Below are 16880 nucleotides of genomic sequence, written 5' to 3'. Positions count from 1 at the left end.
GTGCTGGGTATAGGGAACATTGCACATAAACGTAGCCATACCCCCTCTAATGACATCCCTAGCGGTTACTCGCTAGGGTCAGCGACTTGAATACGAAAAGGGGTTAACAACAACAAGACTGCGCGGCGGCCAACGTTACTTGGTCGGCGCAGGCACCTGTCGGAGCTAGCTCCGTCCTGATGAATTGGAGATATTTTATGGATATTGGCGTTTGGGTCAGCCTTTTTGCCTACTTTGCGCTCATGATTGCCATCGGCGTTTATGCTATGCGCAAATCGACATCTACGTCTGAGGATTACATGCTGGGTGGCCGTACCCTCAGCCCTAAAGTAGCCGCCCTGTCGGCTGGCGCGTCGGATATGAGCGGCTGGCTGCTACTGGGTTTACCAGGGGCGATGTTCGTCTCTGGCTTGGGTTCGGCCTGGATCGGGATTGGCCTATTTGTGGGCGCACTCTTTAACTGGATTCTGGTCGCGCCGCGCCTTCGTGAACAGACAGTTCACTATGGTAACGCGATTACCATTCCAGCCTTCCTAGCCAACCGCTTCCCCACTCGGGCGCTGTCGCTGAGAACGGTGTCCGCTATCGTCATCGTGATTTTCTTCGCCGTTTACACTGCTTCTGGCTTGGTCGCAGGCGGCAAACTGTTTGAGAGCGCCTTTGCTGGCGTTATCAACATCGGTGGTATGAGCGACTACGCGGTGGGTGTGGTAATCACGCTGGGCGTGGTGCTGGCCTACACCGTGGTTGGCGGCTTTTTGGCCGTGAGCATGACGGACTTTGTGCAAGGCTGCATCATGATGCTGGCTTTGGTCATCATGCCAGCAGTAGTACTGTTTGGCGAAGGCGGTGGTGGCTTTACTCAAGCCTCACAGACCCTCAATGAAGTTGATCCCACGCTGCTGTCGTGGACTGAAGGGTTGACGTTCATTGGGTGGCTCTCTGCCGTTACCTGGGGCCTGGGCTATTTTGGTCAGCCGCATATTATCGTGCGCTTTATGGCTATCCGTACGCTGAAAGATGTTCCGATTGCCCGCAACATCGGCATGAGCTGGATGGCTATTTCCCTGATCGGTGCGGTCTCTCTCGGCATCTTTGGTCGCGCCTATGCGGTTCGCAATGGGATGGAAGTCCAAGACCCGGAAACGATCTTTATCATCCTGGCTGAGTTGCTGTTCCATCCGCTGATCACCGGCTTCCTCTACGCGGCCCTGCTTGCTGCTGTGATGAGTACTATTTCTAGCCAGCTGCTGGTGTCATCTTCATCACTGACCGAGGACTTCTATCGCCTGTTCCTGCGTAAAGAAGCTACAGACAAAGAGTGTGTGGCCGTAGGTCGTGTCAGTGTTGTGCTAGTGGGTCTGATCGCAGCCGTGATTGCCTCTGACCCGAACTCGCAAGTGCTGGGGCTGGTGAGTAACGCTTGGGCAGGTTTTGGTGCCGCCTTTGGCCCGCTGATTATTCTGTCGCTGATGTGGTCGCGTACAAACGGCGCAGGTGCTATCGCCGGTATGGTGGTGGGTGCTGCCACGGTTATGATCTGGATTGCGCTGGGCTGGAACGGCTCCTTCATGGGTGGCCCTGGCGTTTACGAGATCATCCCAGGCTTTATCGCTTCTTTCATTGCCATCCTGGCAGTAAGCAGCATAACCGCCGATGCTGGCGAGTATCAGCATATTGAACGCTAAACGAGTGTAACGTCGCTTAATTAGCCTAAGGCTTAACGGGTTGAAGCTAACCCGTTAAGCCTCCTCTTTTTTAGCCCCTTCTTTAGCCCCTTCCCCCTTCAGATATTTACCTTGCTAGGCGCTGAACCTATCAGTTCACAGCTCTTTGCCCTAGGTCAATAACGCTCCCTCGTTGGCTCGATACACTGGCTATATGGTTTACGACAACTTTAAACCACTCACCCACCATGTTATCGGTCAGGAGCGACGCTATGCGCTATCTATCTCTGCCTACCCTACTAGCTACCGGGCTTGCCGCTGCCACTTTGGCAGTTAGCAGCCAAGCCGTTGCCTACGGCGCTGGCGACTTCTTCACTCGCGTTGGCGTCGCCAAGGTTGCACCGAAAAGCGACAACGGCTCGCTAGCAGGCGGTGCCTTCGCGGTCGACGTACAGGATAAAACCGACTTCGCTTTTACCCTGGGCTACCGTTTCCACGACAAAATGGGCGTTGAGCTGCTAGCCGCCCTGCCCTTCGAGCACGACATTGAATTAAATGGTGATAACCTGGCGTCAACAAAGCACCTTCCGCCTACCCTAACGCTGCAGTACTACCCGCTGGGTGGCACCGACTCTCGGGTACAGCCCTACGTGGGCGCGGGCATTAACTACACGCGTTTCTCCGATGAGAGCCTCGCCATTGGCGAGCTTGAGCTAGACGACTCATGGGGCGCGGCCGCTCAAGTGGGTGTTGATCTGCTCATTGATGACCACTGGGCACTCAACGCCGCTGCCTGGTACTTAGACATCGACACCGACGCCTCTATTAATGGCGCAGGTGCGGGTACCGTCGAGATTGACCCCATGGTGGTCATGGCAGGTTTAAGCTACCGCTTCTAGCCTCTAGCCTCTAGCTTCGCCAATATGTAATAAAATGCCCAGGGTTCACGCTCTGGGCATTTTATTCTAAGTAATATTAACTTCGGCACTGCTATGTGGCTTGCCTTACGACGAGTGGTTAATTTTCCGTGACGATCTGGTCAACGCGCTCGACCGCCTTAACCACCAGCAGTTGATCACTGGCGCGGGCTTTCTCCTGCATTAGGTAGGCCGCAACGGCGGGGGCGACGTCACACTTGGCAGGCATAGCCGCTTTGGCATCAATCAACGCCTTTAAGCGGGCGATAAATACATAGCGCACCCACTGGGGCAGCGACATGGTATCGATACAAAAGGGTTGTTGGCTGGTAAACGCCGCCGCATCCGGTATGGGGGTGCGCCAAAGGTTGGCGACCTTCATGGCGGCTTCAAGCTCAAGAAGTGCGGTTTGAAGCTGTTGATGGACGCTCATAAGCACCTTATGGGTTGGTCATATTTAGCGTTCATTATCCCAACTCTGTGGGTAAGTTGCCACTCAAAGGCGTGCTCAATGGAGTTATTCACCGATTCACAGAAAACCTGCAAGAGGCTGTGGATAAACTATGGAAAGGTGTCGCCACCGCTAGTCTCACGCGGCTTACGCAAAGTTGCTCATTTTTTAACCACTTAGATGATAAAGCATGGATAAATCAGCGGTTGCGGCTGACAGTGGCAGAACAGCAAGGTAGAGTGCAGGCTTGAAATGCGGAAGGATGTCATGCAGCCAATTAACACCCTTGATGAATTTTTTACACGCAGTGGCGCTGAGGTGTCGCTTTACCATATGGGGCGCAGAGTGACTGCCTGCTCCAGGGAAACCCTGCGCGCGTTTGAAAATGCCGAACAGGCCTGGCCTGAACCGTGGCAAGGGCAAGCACGCCTGGGGATCGTCTTTCGCCTAGGGGCAATGGAAGAGCCTGCTATCTGGTTTTTAGCGCTGCCACTGGATGAGCAAGGCATGCTATCGCCCGCACAGCGCGATGGCTTTATTAACCGCCTATTGGAAACCCTGGGTCGCAATGCCGCTGCTTCTGACCCGACTGTGCTCGACGCTGCAGAATCAGCAGACGTGGACCATTTAATGAAGGATAATCCGCTGGCCTTTACGCCTGATATCACCTTTCAGGCCATGCTCAATGCCCGGGCCACCTATGCCAGCGCCCTACCTGCCAGCCAGCACCTAGAGCCTGTAGAAGCCTATTTAAGTGGCCAACAGACGATTGATTGGCAAGCCCTGGGACTACAAGGCATCGCCGATTATGTAGTACGTTTGGATACACCAACGGCAGATGCCCTAGCGCTACGTATTCCTCAACTGCCGGTGAGCGTTATTCATTCGCTCTGCTACTGCCTTGAGCATCAGCCACTGTCTGAAGCGCTCATTGATGCGTTGCGGACACGAGGCGAGCAGGCGGCCAGCAGCGGCGATTTAGAAACGCTCTGCGCCTGCGTACGTAGCGTGGGTAGCTCAGCGCCGGCTTTTGCAGGCGACTGGTATACCAACCTACTAAACGATAGCGCGGCCTGCGGCCCCGACCTGATGGCCGCCATCGCCGGGCGCGGTTGGCCATTACTGGAAGATGCCGAGCGTTTACCATTATTCTTACAACGTTTAGCAGAGGATGAGCGCAGCCACTTTGCGGCCGTTGTGCGCGATATCGCTTTAATTCCTCGGCTGCGTCTGCCCGTCATGCTGACCTTGCGCGACGCCCCAGCAGGCTCGGCTATCCAATCGCGTTTGTCGGCCATGCAGCCTAACCAAAAAGGCTAGCAGGAATCGTCATCACTATGTCTTGTTTCTCTTATATCGTCAGGAGTGCGCTGTGAAGGAATTACCCTATCAGGCCAAAGCGGTCATCGGCCGCCGTGAAATGGTGACGTTACCTGAGCTAGGGCTTCACCTTTGCTGCAAAGCCGATACAGGCGCACGGACATCGGCGTTGCACGCCGAAGACATTGAAACCCATGAAGATGCTGATGGACAGTTATGGGTAAGCTTTATTACCCATAGCGGTGGGCCAGAGACACCTGCCCACCGCTATCGCCTGCATTTACACGACCGTCGCCGCGTCACCAGCTCGAACGGCCATAGCGAGTGGCGCTATGTTATCCGTACCCCAATGCAACTGGGCGAACTGAACTTTCCGGTTGAACTTACTTTGACCGACCGTAGCAATATGCGCCACGCGATGCTGCTTGGCAGGCGCGCTATGCGCCGCCTACTGGTGGCCCCCGGCGCTGCATTTTTGCACGGCGAGCCTTAAACACATTTAAACGACGACCCTTTTTGGCCCGGAGCCCTGCATGCATATTGCCCTGCTTTCCCGTAACCGAAACCTTTACTCTACGCGCCGACTGGTGGAAGCCGCCGAACAGCGCGGCCATACCGCCCGAGTGGTCGATACCCTGCGCTGCTACATGAGCATCGCCTCGCACCACCCCTCTATTCACTATAAAGGCGCAGAGATTGAGCCGTTTGATGCGGTAATTCCGCGTATTGGCGCCTCGGTGACTTTCTACGGCTGTGCGGTACTGCGCCAGTTTGAAATGATGGGCACCTACGTGATTAACGATTCGGTCGCGATTACCCGCTCCCGGGATAAGCTGCGCTCGCTGCAGCTGCTGTCGCGTAAGGGATTAGGCCTGCCGATTACCGGCTTCGCCCACTCACCAGATGATATTCCCGACCTAATCACCATGGTGAAAGGCGCGCCCCTGGTGATTAAACTGCTGGAAGGCACCCAGGGTATTGGTGTGGTATTGGCTGAAACCAACCAGGCCGCTGAATCCGTCATTCAGGCCTTTATGGGCATGAAAGCCAACATCATGGTTCAGGAATACATCAAAGAAGCGCGCGGTGCGGATATCCGCTGCTTCGTGATTGGCGATAAGGTCGTGGCATCCATGAAACGTCAGGCCGCCGACGGCGAGTTCCGCTCCAATCTTCACCGTGGCGGCACTGCTAGTGTGATCCGCATCACCCCGGAAGAGCGTTCCACCGCGATTCGTGCAGCCAAGGCGATGGGACTGCGCGTCGCGGGCGTGGATTTGCTTCGCTCGAACCACGGCCCGGTGATTATGGAGGTCAACTCTTCACCAGGTTTGCAGGGCATCGAGAGCGCTACCGGTAAAGATATTGCCGGCATGATCATCGAGCATATCGAAAAGAATGCAGTGCCTGCTCGCAAAGCACCACCCAAGCCTAAAGGCTAACGGTCAATTGCAAAAATAATCCCTATTAGGGGTGGCAAATCAACGCCGCCCCCCCCACAATCTGCGTCACCGAAGGAGGTAGACGCTCATGTTTCTCGACAATCGCCAAGTGGCGATGGACAGCGTGCTGGAAGCGCTGGCCGATAGCATTGATTATTTCCAGGATAATATCGAACGCCTGCGCCCCTCGCTGCGCGATGCACTGAAGCCGCACTATACTGAGCGACTCAAGCAGATGCGTAAGCTGCAGGAACTTGCCCGCGCGCACTTAAAAATGCTGCCTCGGGATGCTGACGTTGAGCGTGATGACTTCTTATGGCTCTGGAGCCGTTTAAAGAGCTTCGTTGGCAGCGATAGCCAAGTCTTGATCAATGAGCTGTTAGAACAAGAGCGTGTACTGATGCAGGCCCTCTCAACCTTGTTTACCCACCCCCTACCCGACCCGATCGAACCGGTAGTGGATGAGTGCATGCGGGGATGCCGTAAGCTGATTCGCGAGCTATACAACCTGCAAAAACGTAATACTCGCCGCTAACTTTGCGGCGTTAACTCGGCTTTAATGCTCAGGGACTGTATATGCCTGCAGTGACTGCTGAAAAAATAGAGCGGCGTTGATATTGACGGTCGCCTCAGGCGTGTTTTCGCTACTCTCTTCTCTACTTTTATCGCCACCCTCCTGGCGATGAAGCTCGATAGGCTCAGCGGGGCCGAGAAAGTAGGGCTCCCTCTGCCATAAGTAGAGATCTCCCAGAGTAGCAATTCGCGCTACCCATTCACGCATTTTTAACCGCCACTCATCTGCCGCTGACTGCTCCTCAGCAATACAGCCCGTCACTTCCATCCCCAGCGCACGCCCGATAAAAATAGCCCGAGGCAAGTGCCAACTCTGGGTAACCAGCAGCGCCTCTTTAAGCTGAAACACATCCCGCGCCCGCACCATCGTGTCATAGGTGCTGAAGCCAGCGAAATCCATTGTCAGTTGCTCTGCAGACACCCCTCGGCGATACAGATCGCGCCACATGGCACGCGGCTCATTATAGGCTTGGGTGCGATTATCGCCAGAGATGAGCAGATGCTGAACACGCTGGTCAGCGATAAGGCGTGCAGACGTTCGCATGCGGGCATGAAAATGCGGGTTACGTAGCCCACTACGAGTCCAGTGGGAGGTGCCAAAGACAATCGCCACGTCTGTGGGTTGGCACTGCTCTAAATGACCGTCGATATAGCGTGCGGTACTTGCAAGCACCCATAAATTACCGGCTATAAATAGCAATGTCGCCAGTAGCAGCAAGGCTCCTAGCGACATTAGAAAACGCTTTATCCAACGTAATAACAGGCTGTGCATCCAGCTCCCCAGCAGGGGTTAAAACATGCCGAGCTCAAGCTTGGCTTCATCGCTCATCATGTCACGACTCCAGGGTGGGCTAAAGACAATTTCGGTATGCACCTTGCTGATCTGCGGCGCTCCCAGAATCTTGTTGCGCGCATCGGCAGCGATGACATCGCCCATGCCGCAGCCAGGCGCGGTCAGCGTCATACGGATAGTGACTATCCGCTCGCCACTAATCAAGCGCTCGATCCGACAGCCGTACACCAGCCCTAGATCAACAATATTCACCGGAATTTCCGGGTCAAAGCAGGTGCGCAGCTGATCCCAGACAAACTGCTCAATCTCTTCATCAGTAGCACTTTCTGGCAGTGTCGGACGTGGCAGCGACTCAAGCCCCAGCGCATCAAGGTTACGCCCTTCAATCAGGTATAAGCGCCCCTCAAAACCAACACTCACCGAGCTACCTTTGGCTTGCATTACGCTGACAATACTGTCTTCCGCCAGCGTATCCGTTTTGCCGAACGGAATCGCGATAGCCTCTACATCCCGCTGGAGCGGGAGTTTTTGACCGCGCTCAAGACTCGCAATTTGCTCGATATCCATAGATGTCCTTAGCGTACCATTCCAATCACACGGTTGAGCGCTGCCACAAACGTGTCTACTTCATCAAGGGTATTGTACGCAGCAAACGATGCACGACAGGTCGCCTCAACGCCAAAGTGATGCAGCAGCGGCTGGGCGCAGTGGTGCCCGGTACGAATTGCTACACCCAGCTGGTCAATCAGCAGACCAATATCCTGCGAGTGCGCACCTTCAACAACGAAGGAGAGCACGCCCGCTTTATGCGGCGCAGTGCCTAATATCCGCAGGCCCTCAATGCCACTCACCGCCTGAGTTGCATGGTTGAGCAGCACGGCTTCCCACGCACCAATCGCCTCAACGCCAACGCCCTCCATCCACTCAAGCGCACGGCCAAGCGCAATCACTTCGGCAATGGCGGGAGTACCCGCTTCAAATTTATGCGGAATATCTGCAAAGGTGGTACCTGCATCAAAGGAAACGGTTTTGATCATTTCACCGCCACCCTGCCAAGGCGGCATGACCTCTAGCAACGCCTGCTTGCCATATAGCACGCCAACACCCGTTGGGCCGTACACTTTATGGCCTGAAAACGCATAGAAATCCGCATCGATAGATTGAACGTCCACCTGCTGATGCGGCGTCGCTTGGGCGCCATCCACCAAGATGAGCGCGCCATGCTGATGCGCCAGCGCTGCCATCTCTTTCACGGGGTTAATCGTACCCAGTGCGTTAGAGACGTGATTCACCGCCACCAGTTTCGTGCGCTCACTCAAGAGTTCACGATACGCCTGCATATCGAGCGCCCCGTGCGCGTCCACTGGGATGACCTTGATCGTGAAGCCGCGCTCCGCCGCCAGCAGTTGCCAGGGAACGATGTTGGAGTGGTGCTCCAACATCGAGATCAGCACTTCGTCTCCGGCATTTAGCTGGCTGCGGCCCCAGCTTTGGGCCACTAAATTGATCGCTTCAGTGGTGCCCCGCGTGAAGATGATTTGGCGGGCATCTTCGGCATTGAGAAACGCTTTAACACGATGACGCGTGGCTTCAAAGGCTGCCGTCGCTTCATCGGCGAGCGTATGCAAGCCGCGGTGAATATTGGCGTTGTAGCGCGAGTAGTAATCGCTAAACACGTCAATCACCTGCTGCGGCGTTTGGCTGGTGGCGGCATTATCCAAATACACCAGCGGCTTGCCGTGAACCTCACGATTCAAAATCGGGAAGTCGCGGCGTAGCGCTTCAACGTCATAGGCCGCAACGCTGCGCTCGGTAGGCTTCTCAATCACGCTATGGGGCATTGATGACTCCTTGATTAATCGTTGAGCGCAGCCGCCGCTTCAACCAGTCCGGCGAGATTGAAACGCTCAGGCAGTTTACCGGCTACCGCCAGCTCAACGCGCTCGGCAATAGCATCAAGCGCCACTTGCTCAAGTACTTCACCAGCGAAGGCGAGGGTTAACAGGCCACGTGCCGTGGCTTCGTCGATACCCCGGGTACGCAGTGCGTAGATCGCATCCTCGTCCAACTGACCGGTGGTGGTGCCGTGGGAGCACTTCACGTCGTCGGCGTAGATTTCGAGCTCGGGTTTTGCGTCGATTTGCGCGCGATCTGACAGCAGCAGGTTCTGGTTGCTCTGGAAGCCTTCAATCTTCTGACTATCGCGCTTCACGTACACTTTGCCATTGAAGACACCGTGAGCGCGATCATCCAGAATGCCTTTGTAGTTCTCGTTCGAGAACGTCAGTGGCGCGTTGTGGTTCACCTTAGTGTGGTTATCCACGTGCTGGCGACCCTGGCCAAAGAACAGGCCGTAGAAGTTCGTTTCAGCGCCCTGACCGTTCAAGTCACTGACCAGGTCGTTGCGCACCAGCGCGCCACCCAAATTCAGGTTGTACGAGGTGTAGCGGCTGTCGCGGTTCTGCTCGACGTGAATGCTCGCTACGTGCAGGTCACCAATGGGTGCTTCCTGGAGCTTGTAGTGGTTCAAAATTGCCCCACGGTCCAGCATTAGCTCTGCCACGACGTTGGTAAAGTTGGCGGCATCCGCCTCACCCACGTAGTGCTCAATGAGGGTAGCTTCGCTACGCCCAGCGGCTTCGACCAAAATGCGCGGATGGCTCATCACCGGCGTCCCCGCACGAGACAGGAACTGCAGCAAAATGGGCTTTTCGACGACGGTGCCCGGCGCGATGCGCACCACTGCGCCCTCTTCCATAAAGGCGGTATTTAAAGCGGCGAACGTGGAGAAATCGACCCCGGTTAAACGCCCCAGCGGGCCGCCCACGGCTTCATGGTTCTCGGCCAGTGCCTTAGAGAGCGGCATCACCTGCACGCTGTCGGGAAGCGCATCGAGGTCCGATAGCGCTGCCGAAAACACACCGTCCACGAACGTCAGCCGGTAAGCATCCAGGGGCAGCGTGAGGGCAGCCGCCTGGGCCTGAGAGAACTCGGCGTTCTCTGCCAAGGCAAAGTTGCCCTGGGCGATGGCGCGCACGTCGGTGTACTTCCACTCTTCGTCGCGGCGGGTCGGGAAGCCCATTGCTTCGAAGCGAGCCGCGCCCGCCTGGCGGCGAGCGGCGATCCAGGTAGGCTCTCCAGCGCGCTGTTGGCTACGCGTGGCTAGCGTGTCCAAAAACGTTTGCGTATCGCTCATGCCACGGACTCCTCAATGCCTTCGTAACCATTGGCCTCAAGCTCTTTGGCAAGCTCGGCATCGCCGGTTTTGACAATACGGCCATCGACCAGAACGTGGACTTTGTCCGGCACAATGTAGTCCAGCAGGCGCTGGTAGTGGGTGACCAACAGAATGGCGCGCTCTTCGGCACGCAGGCTGTTCACACCGTCCGCGACGACTTTCATGGCGTCGATATCGAGGCCAGAGTCGATTTCATCCAGCATGGCCAGCTTCGGCTGTAGTACCAACATCTGCAGGATTTCGTTACGCTTTTTCTCGCCGCCGGAGAAGCCTTCGTTCACTGCACGCTGCAGGAAGCTGGCATCCATTTTCATAAAGCCGAGCTTCTCTTTGACCAGCTTCATGAATTCCGGCGCGGGCATTTCGCCTTCACCACGCGCAGCGCGCTGAGCGTTAAGCGCAGACTTCAGCAGGTAAATGTTTTTTACCCCTGGGATTTCCACCGGGTATTGAAAACCTAGCAGCAGGCCCGCTTGGGCGCGCTCTTCGATTTCCATTTCCAGCACGTCCTTGCCTTCAAACGTGATGCTGCCTTGGGTCACTTCGTAGCCATCTTTACCAGCAATAACCGCTGACAACGTGGATTTACCCGCGCCGTTGGGGCCCATGATGGCGTGCACTTCACCGGCATTAATGGTGAGCGTCAGGCCTTTCAGAATCTCTTTGCCTTCGACGGTGACGTGTAAATCGTTAACTTGCAACATAGTGATCGCCTTTTAAATACTTGCGGGTCGCGAGTGCGACGCCCTAAAAATAAGTTGGGTGCCGGAGCGGTTAGCCCACCGCGCCTTCCAGAGTGACATTGAGCAGTGCTTCCGCTTCCACCGCGAACTCCATCGGCAACTCTTGGAAAACATCTTTACAGAAGCCATTCACAATCATGCTGACCGCATCTTCTTCTGAGATACCGCGGCTCTGGCAGTAGAAGAGCTGATCTTCACCGATTTTAGAGGTGGTGGCTTCGTGCTCAATGGTCGCGGTGCTGTTGCCAATTTCCTGATAGGGGAACGTGTGGGCACCACACTTGTCGCCAATCAGCAGCGAATCGCACTGGGTAAAGTTACGCGCGCCCTTGGCACGCGGCCCAATTTTGACCAAGCCACGGTAAGACTGGTCGCTCTTACCCGCTGAAATACCTTTGGCAACGATATAGGAGCGTGTACCTTCACCAATATGAATCATCTTGGTGCCGGTATCCGCTTGCTGGCGACCGTTCGTTACTGCAACAGAGTAGAACTCACCGATGCTGTCTTTACCGCGCAGCACGCAAGAGGGGTATTTCCAAGTAATCGCAGAGCCGGTTTCTACCTGTGTCCAACTGATGCGTGAACGCTCACCGCGGCAGTCGCCACGTTTGGTCACGAAGTTGTAAATACCGCCCTTACCCTCTTCGTCACCCGGGTACCAGTTCTGAACGGTGGAGTATTTGATGTAGGCATCATCCAGCGCTACCAGCTCGACAACCGCCGCGTGCAGCTGGTTCTCATCGCGCATGGGCGCGGTGCAGCCTTCCAGGTAAGAGACCTGGGCGCGGTCTTCACAGATCACCAGCGTACGCTCAAACTGGCCGGTGTTAGCCGCGTTGATGCGGAAGTAAGTCGACAGCTCCATCGGGCACTTGACGCCTTCCGGTACGAAGACGAACGAGCCATCGGTGAACACGGCAGAGTTCAGCGCAGCGAAATAGTTATCCGCTACCGGCACCACGGTACCCAGGTACTGCTTAATGAGATCCGGGTAATCGCGAATAGCCTCGGAAATGGAGCAGAAAATTACTCCCGCTTCCGCCAGCTCTTTTTTGAACGTGGTGGCAACCGATACGGAGTCGAATACCGCATCAACCGCGACACCGGCGAGCGCGGCACGCTCGTGCAGCGGAATACCCAGTTTTTCGTAGGTTTCCAGCAGCTTGGGGTCGACTTCATCCAGGCTCTGGGGGCGATCTTCTGGGCGCTTGGGCGCACTAAAATAGGAGATCTCTTGGTAATCGATGGGCGGATAGTTCAGGTGTGCCCAGGACGGCTCTTCCATCTTCAACCACTGACGGTAAGCGTCCAGGCGCCACTCCAGCATCCACTCCGGCTCGCCTTTCTTCTTGGAGATGAAGGCGATGGTGTTTTCATCCAGGCCAGGTGGCAGTGTGTCGCTTTCAATATCGGTTACAAAGCCATCTTTGTACTCGCGACGAACCAACTGTTCCATTTCTTCGCTTGCCATGGTGATACCCTCCGGGCAGTTGGGTGGCGAGGTTAGCTCGCCGTGAATAGGGTTAAATTGCCTAACGGTTTAAGCCGATGCCGCCGATAGGCTGATACTTTGAATCGGTAACTGTACGGGTAGCTTGATGGGCGCGGTGTCCGCCAAGTGAGCAAGCGTCACGCTTTCAAGCAGCGTGCGCATAGCCAACGATACCCGCTGCCAGTTATCTGCTACGCCACAAGTGGCGACCAGTTCACAGCCGCCTTCCGCTTGGCTGCACTCGGTCATGGCGACCGGCCCTTCAATCGCACTGATAATGTCGGCGGCAGTAATTTTCGAGGCGGGACGCGCTAAGCGGTAACCGCCTTGGGCACCGCGCTGCGACTCCAAAAGCCCTGCTTTCACCAGCATCTTAAGGGTTTTGCTCACCGTGGGATGGGGCAATTGAACCGCTTCTGCTAAGTCAGCCGCCGCATGCGACGCCTGGGGATGACGGGCAATTTGTGCCATCACCACAGCGGCATAATCTGTCAGCCGAGAAAGCTTGAGCATAGTCACTCCGTTTGCCGTCATCGTTCACCACGACTAATCCACAACGGCTCACTTACCACTACGCCATGCAGGAATGAGCCGTTGGCTTACCCGTTAATTGAGTACCATTTTAGTCCTGTATAAATTTGATGTGAAGCCCTTCTGCAAAATCCTTATCAAATAGCGCGACTTCTTAGCACGTTCGCGGCTGATAACATCAAAAAAGCCAATCATTATCATTTAGAGAAGCTATGACAGCTCGAAAAATAAAGCCCACGAGATTCATCGCAGGCTTGGAGAGGGAACTAGGATGATCTTAGCTCGATGCTAAGCTTTTTTGACAAAGATGGACTTCAGCTTCATGGGGCCAATCCCATCGACTTTGCAGTCGATATCATGGTCACCGTCTACTAAGCGAATATTCTTCACTTTGGTACCCACTTTCACAACGGAGGAGCTGCCTTTCACTTTGAGATCTTTAATTACAGTGACGGTGTCACCATCAGCCAGCATATTGCCGTTTGCGTCACGGATGCCTGAGCCCGCCTCCACTTCGCTTGATTCGCCGTCCTTAGACCATTCATTACCACACTCTGGGCAAACGTATTGAATGCCATCGTCATAGGTAAACTCAGAGGCGCAAGCAGGACAGTTGGGCATATCACTCATCAAAGGCTCCATCGCAGCAGACAATCACACAAACATTAGCAAGCGACGGAGCCTACACGGCTTCAGCGGAATGCTCCAGCCTGGGGAGGTAAATCAGGCGCGCTCGTAGGTGCCGACGAGACGGTTCATGCCTAACAAGTGAGGCTCAACGGCGCTCAATAGTTCAGGCAACGTAAGTCCTTCCGGCAGCATTGTTTGTTCATCCAGCGCCAGCACCCAGAAATAGTAAAGGTGGCTGCCGTGGCCTTCTGGGGGCATGGGCCCGCCGTAGCCAGGTTTACCAAAATCAGCCATACCCAACGTGCCTAGCGTGGTGTTTTCATCCAGCGAGGTGATATCCCCCGGCAGGTTGTAAAGCACCCAGTGCACAAACCCGTAGCTGCCCTCTTTCACCAGCGGGGCATCAGGGTCGTGGCAGATCACCGCAAACCCTTTGGCGCCTTCCGGAGCCCCTTGCCAAGCGAGCGCAGGGGAAACATCGTCGCCCTCACCCGTGTGCTTGGCAGGAATCGCTTGATGGTTACCAAAGGCCGTGCTGGTGACTTGCATGCTAGATAGTGCAAATGCCATAGAGCTCTCCTAATCAGCGAAATAAGGGGCAAGGGTCAATGTAGCGAATGTGTTAGCGCAACTCCAACTGTGTCGCATAGCGCTCCCACCACTGCTGAGCAATGCGCCGATTTTCCCCATTGGCGCTTGGGTCCAGTACCGTCGGCAGTTGAACGGCTTCGCCGCCGGTTTGGAAGGTCACGAGCGGGTCTTGTGTGGCTAACTGCAATGCGTAGAGCACCAGCATAAGTTCGTACTGGTCCTCGGTATTGAGGCGGGCAAACAGCAGCGGAACGGCAGGCATACCTATTTCGCCCAGACGCTCGGCTGCGATATACCAGGGTCTTGGGTTATCGGGCCCACCATACTGGCTGACAAAACGGCGGTCGGATAACCGGCTCACATAGTAAGCGGCGTCCTCTTCCGGGCTCGCCTGCAGCGGGGGTGCCCAATCTTCCGCCTGTGCCATTCTGACGGGTTGATAGTTCGATGCGGCTGCAGCAGGAACTATCTCTTCACTGCTCGCGGCAGGAGCTGAACGGCTGTCGTTACGGGCTGAGGCACTTGGTTGACCCGCACACCCTGCCAACAACAGCGTTAATGAACAAAGACTGGCGATCCCTATCATTTTGGCCTGCTGACGCATGACGCGATTCCCTTTTTGATCGTTCAACACGGAACACCCTATCCCATACGCGGTTTGAAAGCGTTTGATTGGTTTGCCCTAAGGCCTCTAGGCTGTGTCATTAAGTGCCTACAGTGTGGCACCTCTTGAACTTACCGCCAATTGCCTGAAGACATCCTCATGAAACGCTTATTAATCGTCGCTCACTCCCCCTCCATCAATACCCGCGCCTTGAGCGAGGCCGTACAGCGAGGTGCAGAACATGAGGATATCGAGTCAGTGACGTGCATCGTCAAAACGCCTTTCGACGCAGGACCGACGGACATCCTCGATTGTGACGGTATCGTATTGGGCACTACCGAAAACCTAGGCACCATGAGCGGCGCGCTAAAGGACTTTTTCGACCGCAGCTACTACGGCGTACTGGAAGAGAAGCAGGGCCTGCCCTGCGCACTCTACATCCGCGCGGGGCATGATGGAACGGGTACTCGTCGGGCAGTGGAAAGTATCGTTACGGGACTACGCTGGCGCTGGGTGCAGGACCCTCTGATTTTTCGCGGCGAGTGGCAAGAGGCGTTTATCAGCCAAGCCGAAGAGCTGGGCATGACCCTTGCTGCTGGGTTGGACAACGGATTGTTTTAACGTCTTGAAACAAAAAACGGCACCGCTCAGGGTGCCGTTTTCATTACGGGGAAGAGCGCGTATTACTTCAAACGCTCGAACACCGTGGCAACCCCTTGCCCCATGCCAATACACATGGTGGCTAGGCCCAGGGTGGTATCGCGCTGCTGCATGACGTTCAGCAGCGTCGTGCAAATGCGCGACCCGGAGCAGCCTAACGGGTGACCCAAGGCGATGGCACCGCCATGCAGGTTCACTTTTTCGTCCATGGCGTCCAGGAAGCCGAGGTCTTTCAACACCGGCAGCCCCTGCGCGGCAAATGCCTCGTTCAGCTCGACGGTTTGAATATCCGCTGCAGACAAGCCAGCCGCTTTCAAGGCTTTCTTGGACGCGGGTACCGGACCATACCCCATAATAGATGCATCGCAGCCTGCGACACCGGTCGAGAGCACTTTGGCAATCGGCTCCAGCCCCAGCGCCTGGGCACGCTCGTAGCTCATCACGGCCATGGCGGAAGCGCCCACTGAAAGCGCTGACGAAGTGCCCGCCGTCACGGTACCGTTACGCGGATCGAAGACCGGCTTCAGGTTCGCCATGGATTCCAGGCTGGCATCGGCGCGAATCACCTCATCGTTTTTCACTAGCACTTTGAAGCCACGCTGGTCGTGACCTTCGACGCCGATGATCTCATTATCGAAGTAGCCCTTCTCCATCGCCGCTTGTGCACGTTGATGCGAACGGACACCGAACTTGTCCTGATCTTCGCGGGAAATACCGTGCATTTTACCCAGCAGTTCCGCCGTGAGCCCCATCATCATGGCGGCTTTGGCCGCGTATTTACTCGCCGCCGGATTCACGTCGACGCCGTGAGCCATCGGTACGTGCTCCATGTGCTCAACACCGCCGATCACGTAAAAATCACCCATGCCCGCCTTAATGTTTGCAGCAGCAATATGCAGTGCGGTCATCGAAGAGCCGCAGAGGCGGTTCACCGTTTGGGCAGGCACCGTACGAGGAATACCGGTCATGATCGCCGCGTTGCGAGCGATGTTCATGGACTGCTCTAGTGTCTGATTGACGCACCCCCAGATCACGTCGTCTACTTCCGACGGATCCAGATTAGGGTTTCGGGTAAACAGCGCCTGCATCACGGCAGCGGAGAGGTTTTCGGCACGCACGTTGCGGAAGGCGCCGTTTTTCGCTTTCGCCATGGCGGTACGAACACCGTCAACCACCACGATATCTCTCGGATTCAAACTCATCTTATTTCTCCTGTGGGTGGTGA

General features: G+C 55.7%; 19 protein-coding genes. 7 read left to right on the top strand and 12 right to left on the bottom strand.

What is annotated here, in order from left to right:
• The first annotated feature begins 197 nt into the window (after nt 1-197).
• Nucleotides 198-1688: a sodium/proline symporter PutP gene (gene putP, locus AC13CY_RS12830; RefSeq protein ID WP_044629754.1), complete on the top strand. Its 1491-nt coding sequence runs from the start codon at nt 198-200 to the stop codon at nt 1686-1688.
• 251 nt (nt 1689-1939) lie between these two features.
• The gene (locus AC13CY_RS12825) at nt 1940-2566 is read left to right on the top strand and encodes an OmpW family outer membrane protein (RefSeq protein WP_348665220.1); all 627 of its coding nucleotides are present in this window, start codon (nt 1940-1942) and stop codon (nt 2564-2566) included.
• A gap of 118 nt (nt 2567-2684) precedes the next feature.
• On the opposite strand, the gene AC13CY_RS12820 is transcribed toward AC13CY_RS12825, so the two are convergent.
• On the bottom strand, nt 2685-3017 hold the full coding sequence (locus AC13CY_RS12820; protein WP_483052628.1) for a YqcC family protein: 333 nt from the start codon (nt 3015-3017) through the stop codon (nt 2685-2687).
• A 285-nt stretch (nt 3018-3302) separates the two neighbouring features.
• Between AC13CY_RS12820 and AC13CY_RS12815 the strand changes: the two genes are divergently transcribed.
• From AC13CY_RS12815 to AC13CY_RS12800, 4 genes are all read left to right on the top strand, one after another.
• Nucleotides 3303-4355 (top strand): DUF3549 family protein, encoded by a 1053-nt coding sequence (locus AC13CY_RS12815; protein ID WP_054645068.1) that lies wholly within the window; start codon nt 3303-3305, stop codon nt 4353-4355.
• Between the two features lie 52 nt (nt 4356-4407).
• Nucleotides 4408-4848, top strand: a complete 441-nt coding sequence (locus AC13CY_RS12810; RefSeq protein ID WP_213262220.1) for a putative ATP-dependent zinc protease — start codon at nt 4408-4410, stop codon at nt 4846-4848.
• A gap of 40 nt (nt 4849-4888) precedes the next feature.
• The gene (rimK, locus tag AC13CY_RS12805; protein WP_044629759.1) at nt 4889-5797 is read left to right on the top strand and encodes a 30S ribosomal protein S6--L-glutamate ligase; all 909 of its coding nucleotides are present in this window, start codon (nt 4889-4891) and stop codon (nt 5795-5797) included.
• An 88-nt stretch (nt 5798-5885) separates the two neighbouring features.
• A complete protein-coding gene (locus AC13CY_RS12800; RefSeq protein WP_062375354.1) occupies nt 5886-6332 on the top strand; it encodes a hypothetical protein in 447 nt (148 codons plus the stop codon).
• Between the two features lie 21 nt (nt 6333-6353).
• Here AC13CY_RS12800 and AC13CY_RS12795 read toward each other — a convergent pair whose 3' ends face one another.
• The 10 genes from AC13CY_RS12795 to AC13CY_RS12750 all read right to left on the bottom strand — a co-directional run bounded on the left by AC13CY_RS12795 (nt 6354) and on the right by AC13CY_RS12750 (nt 14995).
• The gene (locus AC13CY_RS12795) at nt 6354-7142 is read right to left on the bottom strand and encodes a SanA/YdcF family protein (protein WP_083602213.1); all 789 of its coding nucleotides are present in this window, start codon (nt 7140-7142) and stop codon (nt 6354-6356) included.
• A gap of 18 nt (nt 7143-7160) precedes the next feature.
• Entirely contained in the window at nt 7161-7730 is a 570-nt protein-coding gene (sufT, locus tag AC13CY_RS12790; RefSeq protein WP_058578313.1) for a putative Fe-S cluster assembly protein SufT, read from the bottom strand.
• 8 nt (nt 7731-7738) lie between these two features.
• Nucleotides 7739-9004: an aminotransferase class V-fold PLP-dependent enzyme gene (locus AC13CY_RS12785; RefSeq protein ID WP_074210745.1), complete on the bottom strand. Its 1266-nt coding sequence runs from the start codon at nt 9002-9004 to the stop codon at nt 7739-7741.
• A gap of 14 nt (nt 9005-9018) precedes the next feature.
• Nucleotides 9019-10359 (bottom strand): Fe-S cluster assembly protein SufD, encoded by a 1341-nt coding sequence (gene sufD / locus AC13CY_RS12780; protein WP_058578311.1) that lies wholly within the window; start codon nt 10357-10359, stop codon nt 9019-9021.
• The gene (gene sufC / locus AC13CY_RS12775; protein ID WP_044629764.1) at nt 10356-11105 is read right to left on the bottom strand and encodes a Fe-S cluster assembly ATPase SufC; all 750 of its coding nucleotides are present in this window, start codon (nt 11103-11105) and stop codon (nt 10356-10358) included. Before sufC ends, sufD begins: the two co-directional genes overlap by 4 nt.
• A 70-nt stretch (nt 11106-11175) precedes the next feature.
• Complete coding sequence (gene sufB / locus AC13CY_RS12770) at nt 11176-12618, bottom strand: Fe-S cluster assembly protein SufB (protein ID WP_074210746.1); 1443 nt, start codon at nt 12616-12618, stop codon at nt 11176-11178.
• A gap of 69 nt (nt 12619-12687) precedes the next feature.
• The gene (locus tag AC13CY_RS12765) at nt 12688-13152 is read right to left on the bottom strand and encodes an SUF system Fe-S cluster assembly regulator (RefSeq protein WP_483052627.1); all 465 of its coding nucleotides are present in this window, start codon (nt 13150-13152) and stop codon (nt 12688-12690) included.
• A 306-nt stretch (nt 13153-13458) separates the two neighbouring features.
• A complete protein-coding gene (locus tag AC13CY_RS12760; protein ID WP_054641090.1) occupies nt 13459-13800 on the bottom strand; it encodes a zinc ribbon domain-containing protein YjdM in 342 nt (113 codons plus the stop codon).
• Nucleotides 13801-13893: 93 nt separating this feature from the next.
• Entirely contained in the window at nt 13894-14370 is a 477-nt protein-coding gene (locus tag AC13CY_RS12755) for a YbhB/YbcL family Raf kinase inhibitor-like protein (RefSeq protein WP_483052626.1), read from the bottom strand.
• A gap of 52 nt (nt 14371-14422) precedes the next feature.
• Nucleotides 14423-14995, bottom strand: coding sequence for a hypothetical protein (locus AC13CY_RS12750; RefSeq protein ID WP_483052625.1), 573 nt, complete (start codon nt 14993-14995; stop codon nt 14423-14425).
• A gap of 159 nt (nt 14996-15154) precedes the next feature.
• On the opposite strand from AC13CY_RS12750, the gene AC13CY_RS12745 reads away from it, so the two are divergent.
• Nucleotides 15155-15616 carry a flavodoxin family protein gene (locus tag AC13CY_RS12745; protein WP_139528436.1) on the top strand — a complete coding sequence of 154 codons (462 nt, stop codon included), beginning with the start codon at nt 15155-15157 and terminating at the stop codon, nt 15614-15616.
• Nucleotides 15617-15678: 62 nt separating this feature from the next.
• On the opposite strand, the gene fadA is transcribed toward AC13CY_RS12745, so the two are convergent.
• Nucleotides 15679-16857, bottom strand: coding sequence for an acetyl-CoA C-acyltransferase FadA (fadA, locus tag AC13CY_RS12740; RefSeq protein WP_044629769.1), 1179 nt, complete (start codon nt 16855-16857; stop codon nt 15679-15681).
• Nucleotides 16858-16880: the final 23 nt, after the last annotated feature.

It is taken from the genome of Vreelandella sp. L-15 (assembly GCF_056857635.1).
The sequence above is the reverse complement of the archived record's forward strand: the minus strand, read 5'-3'. Positions and strand labels throughout refer to the sequence as shown.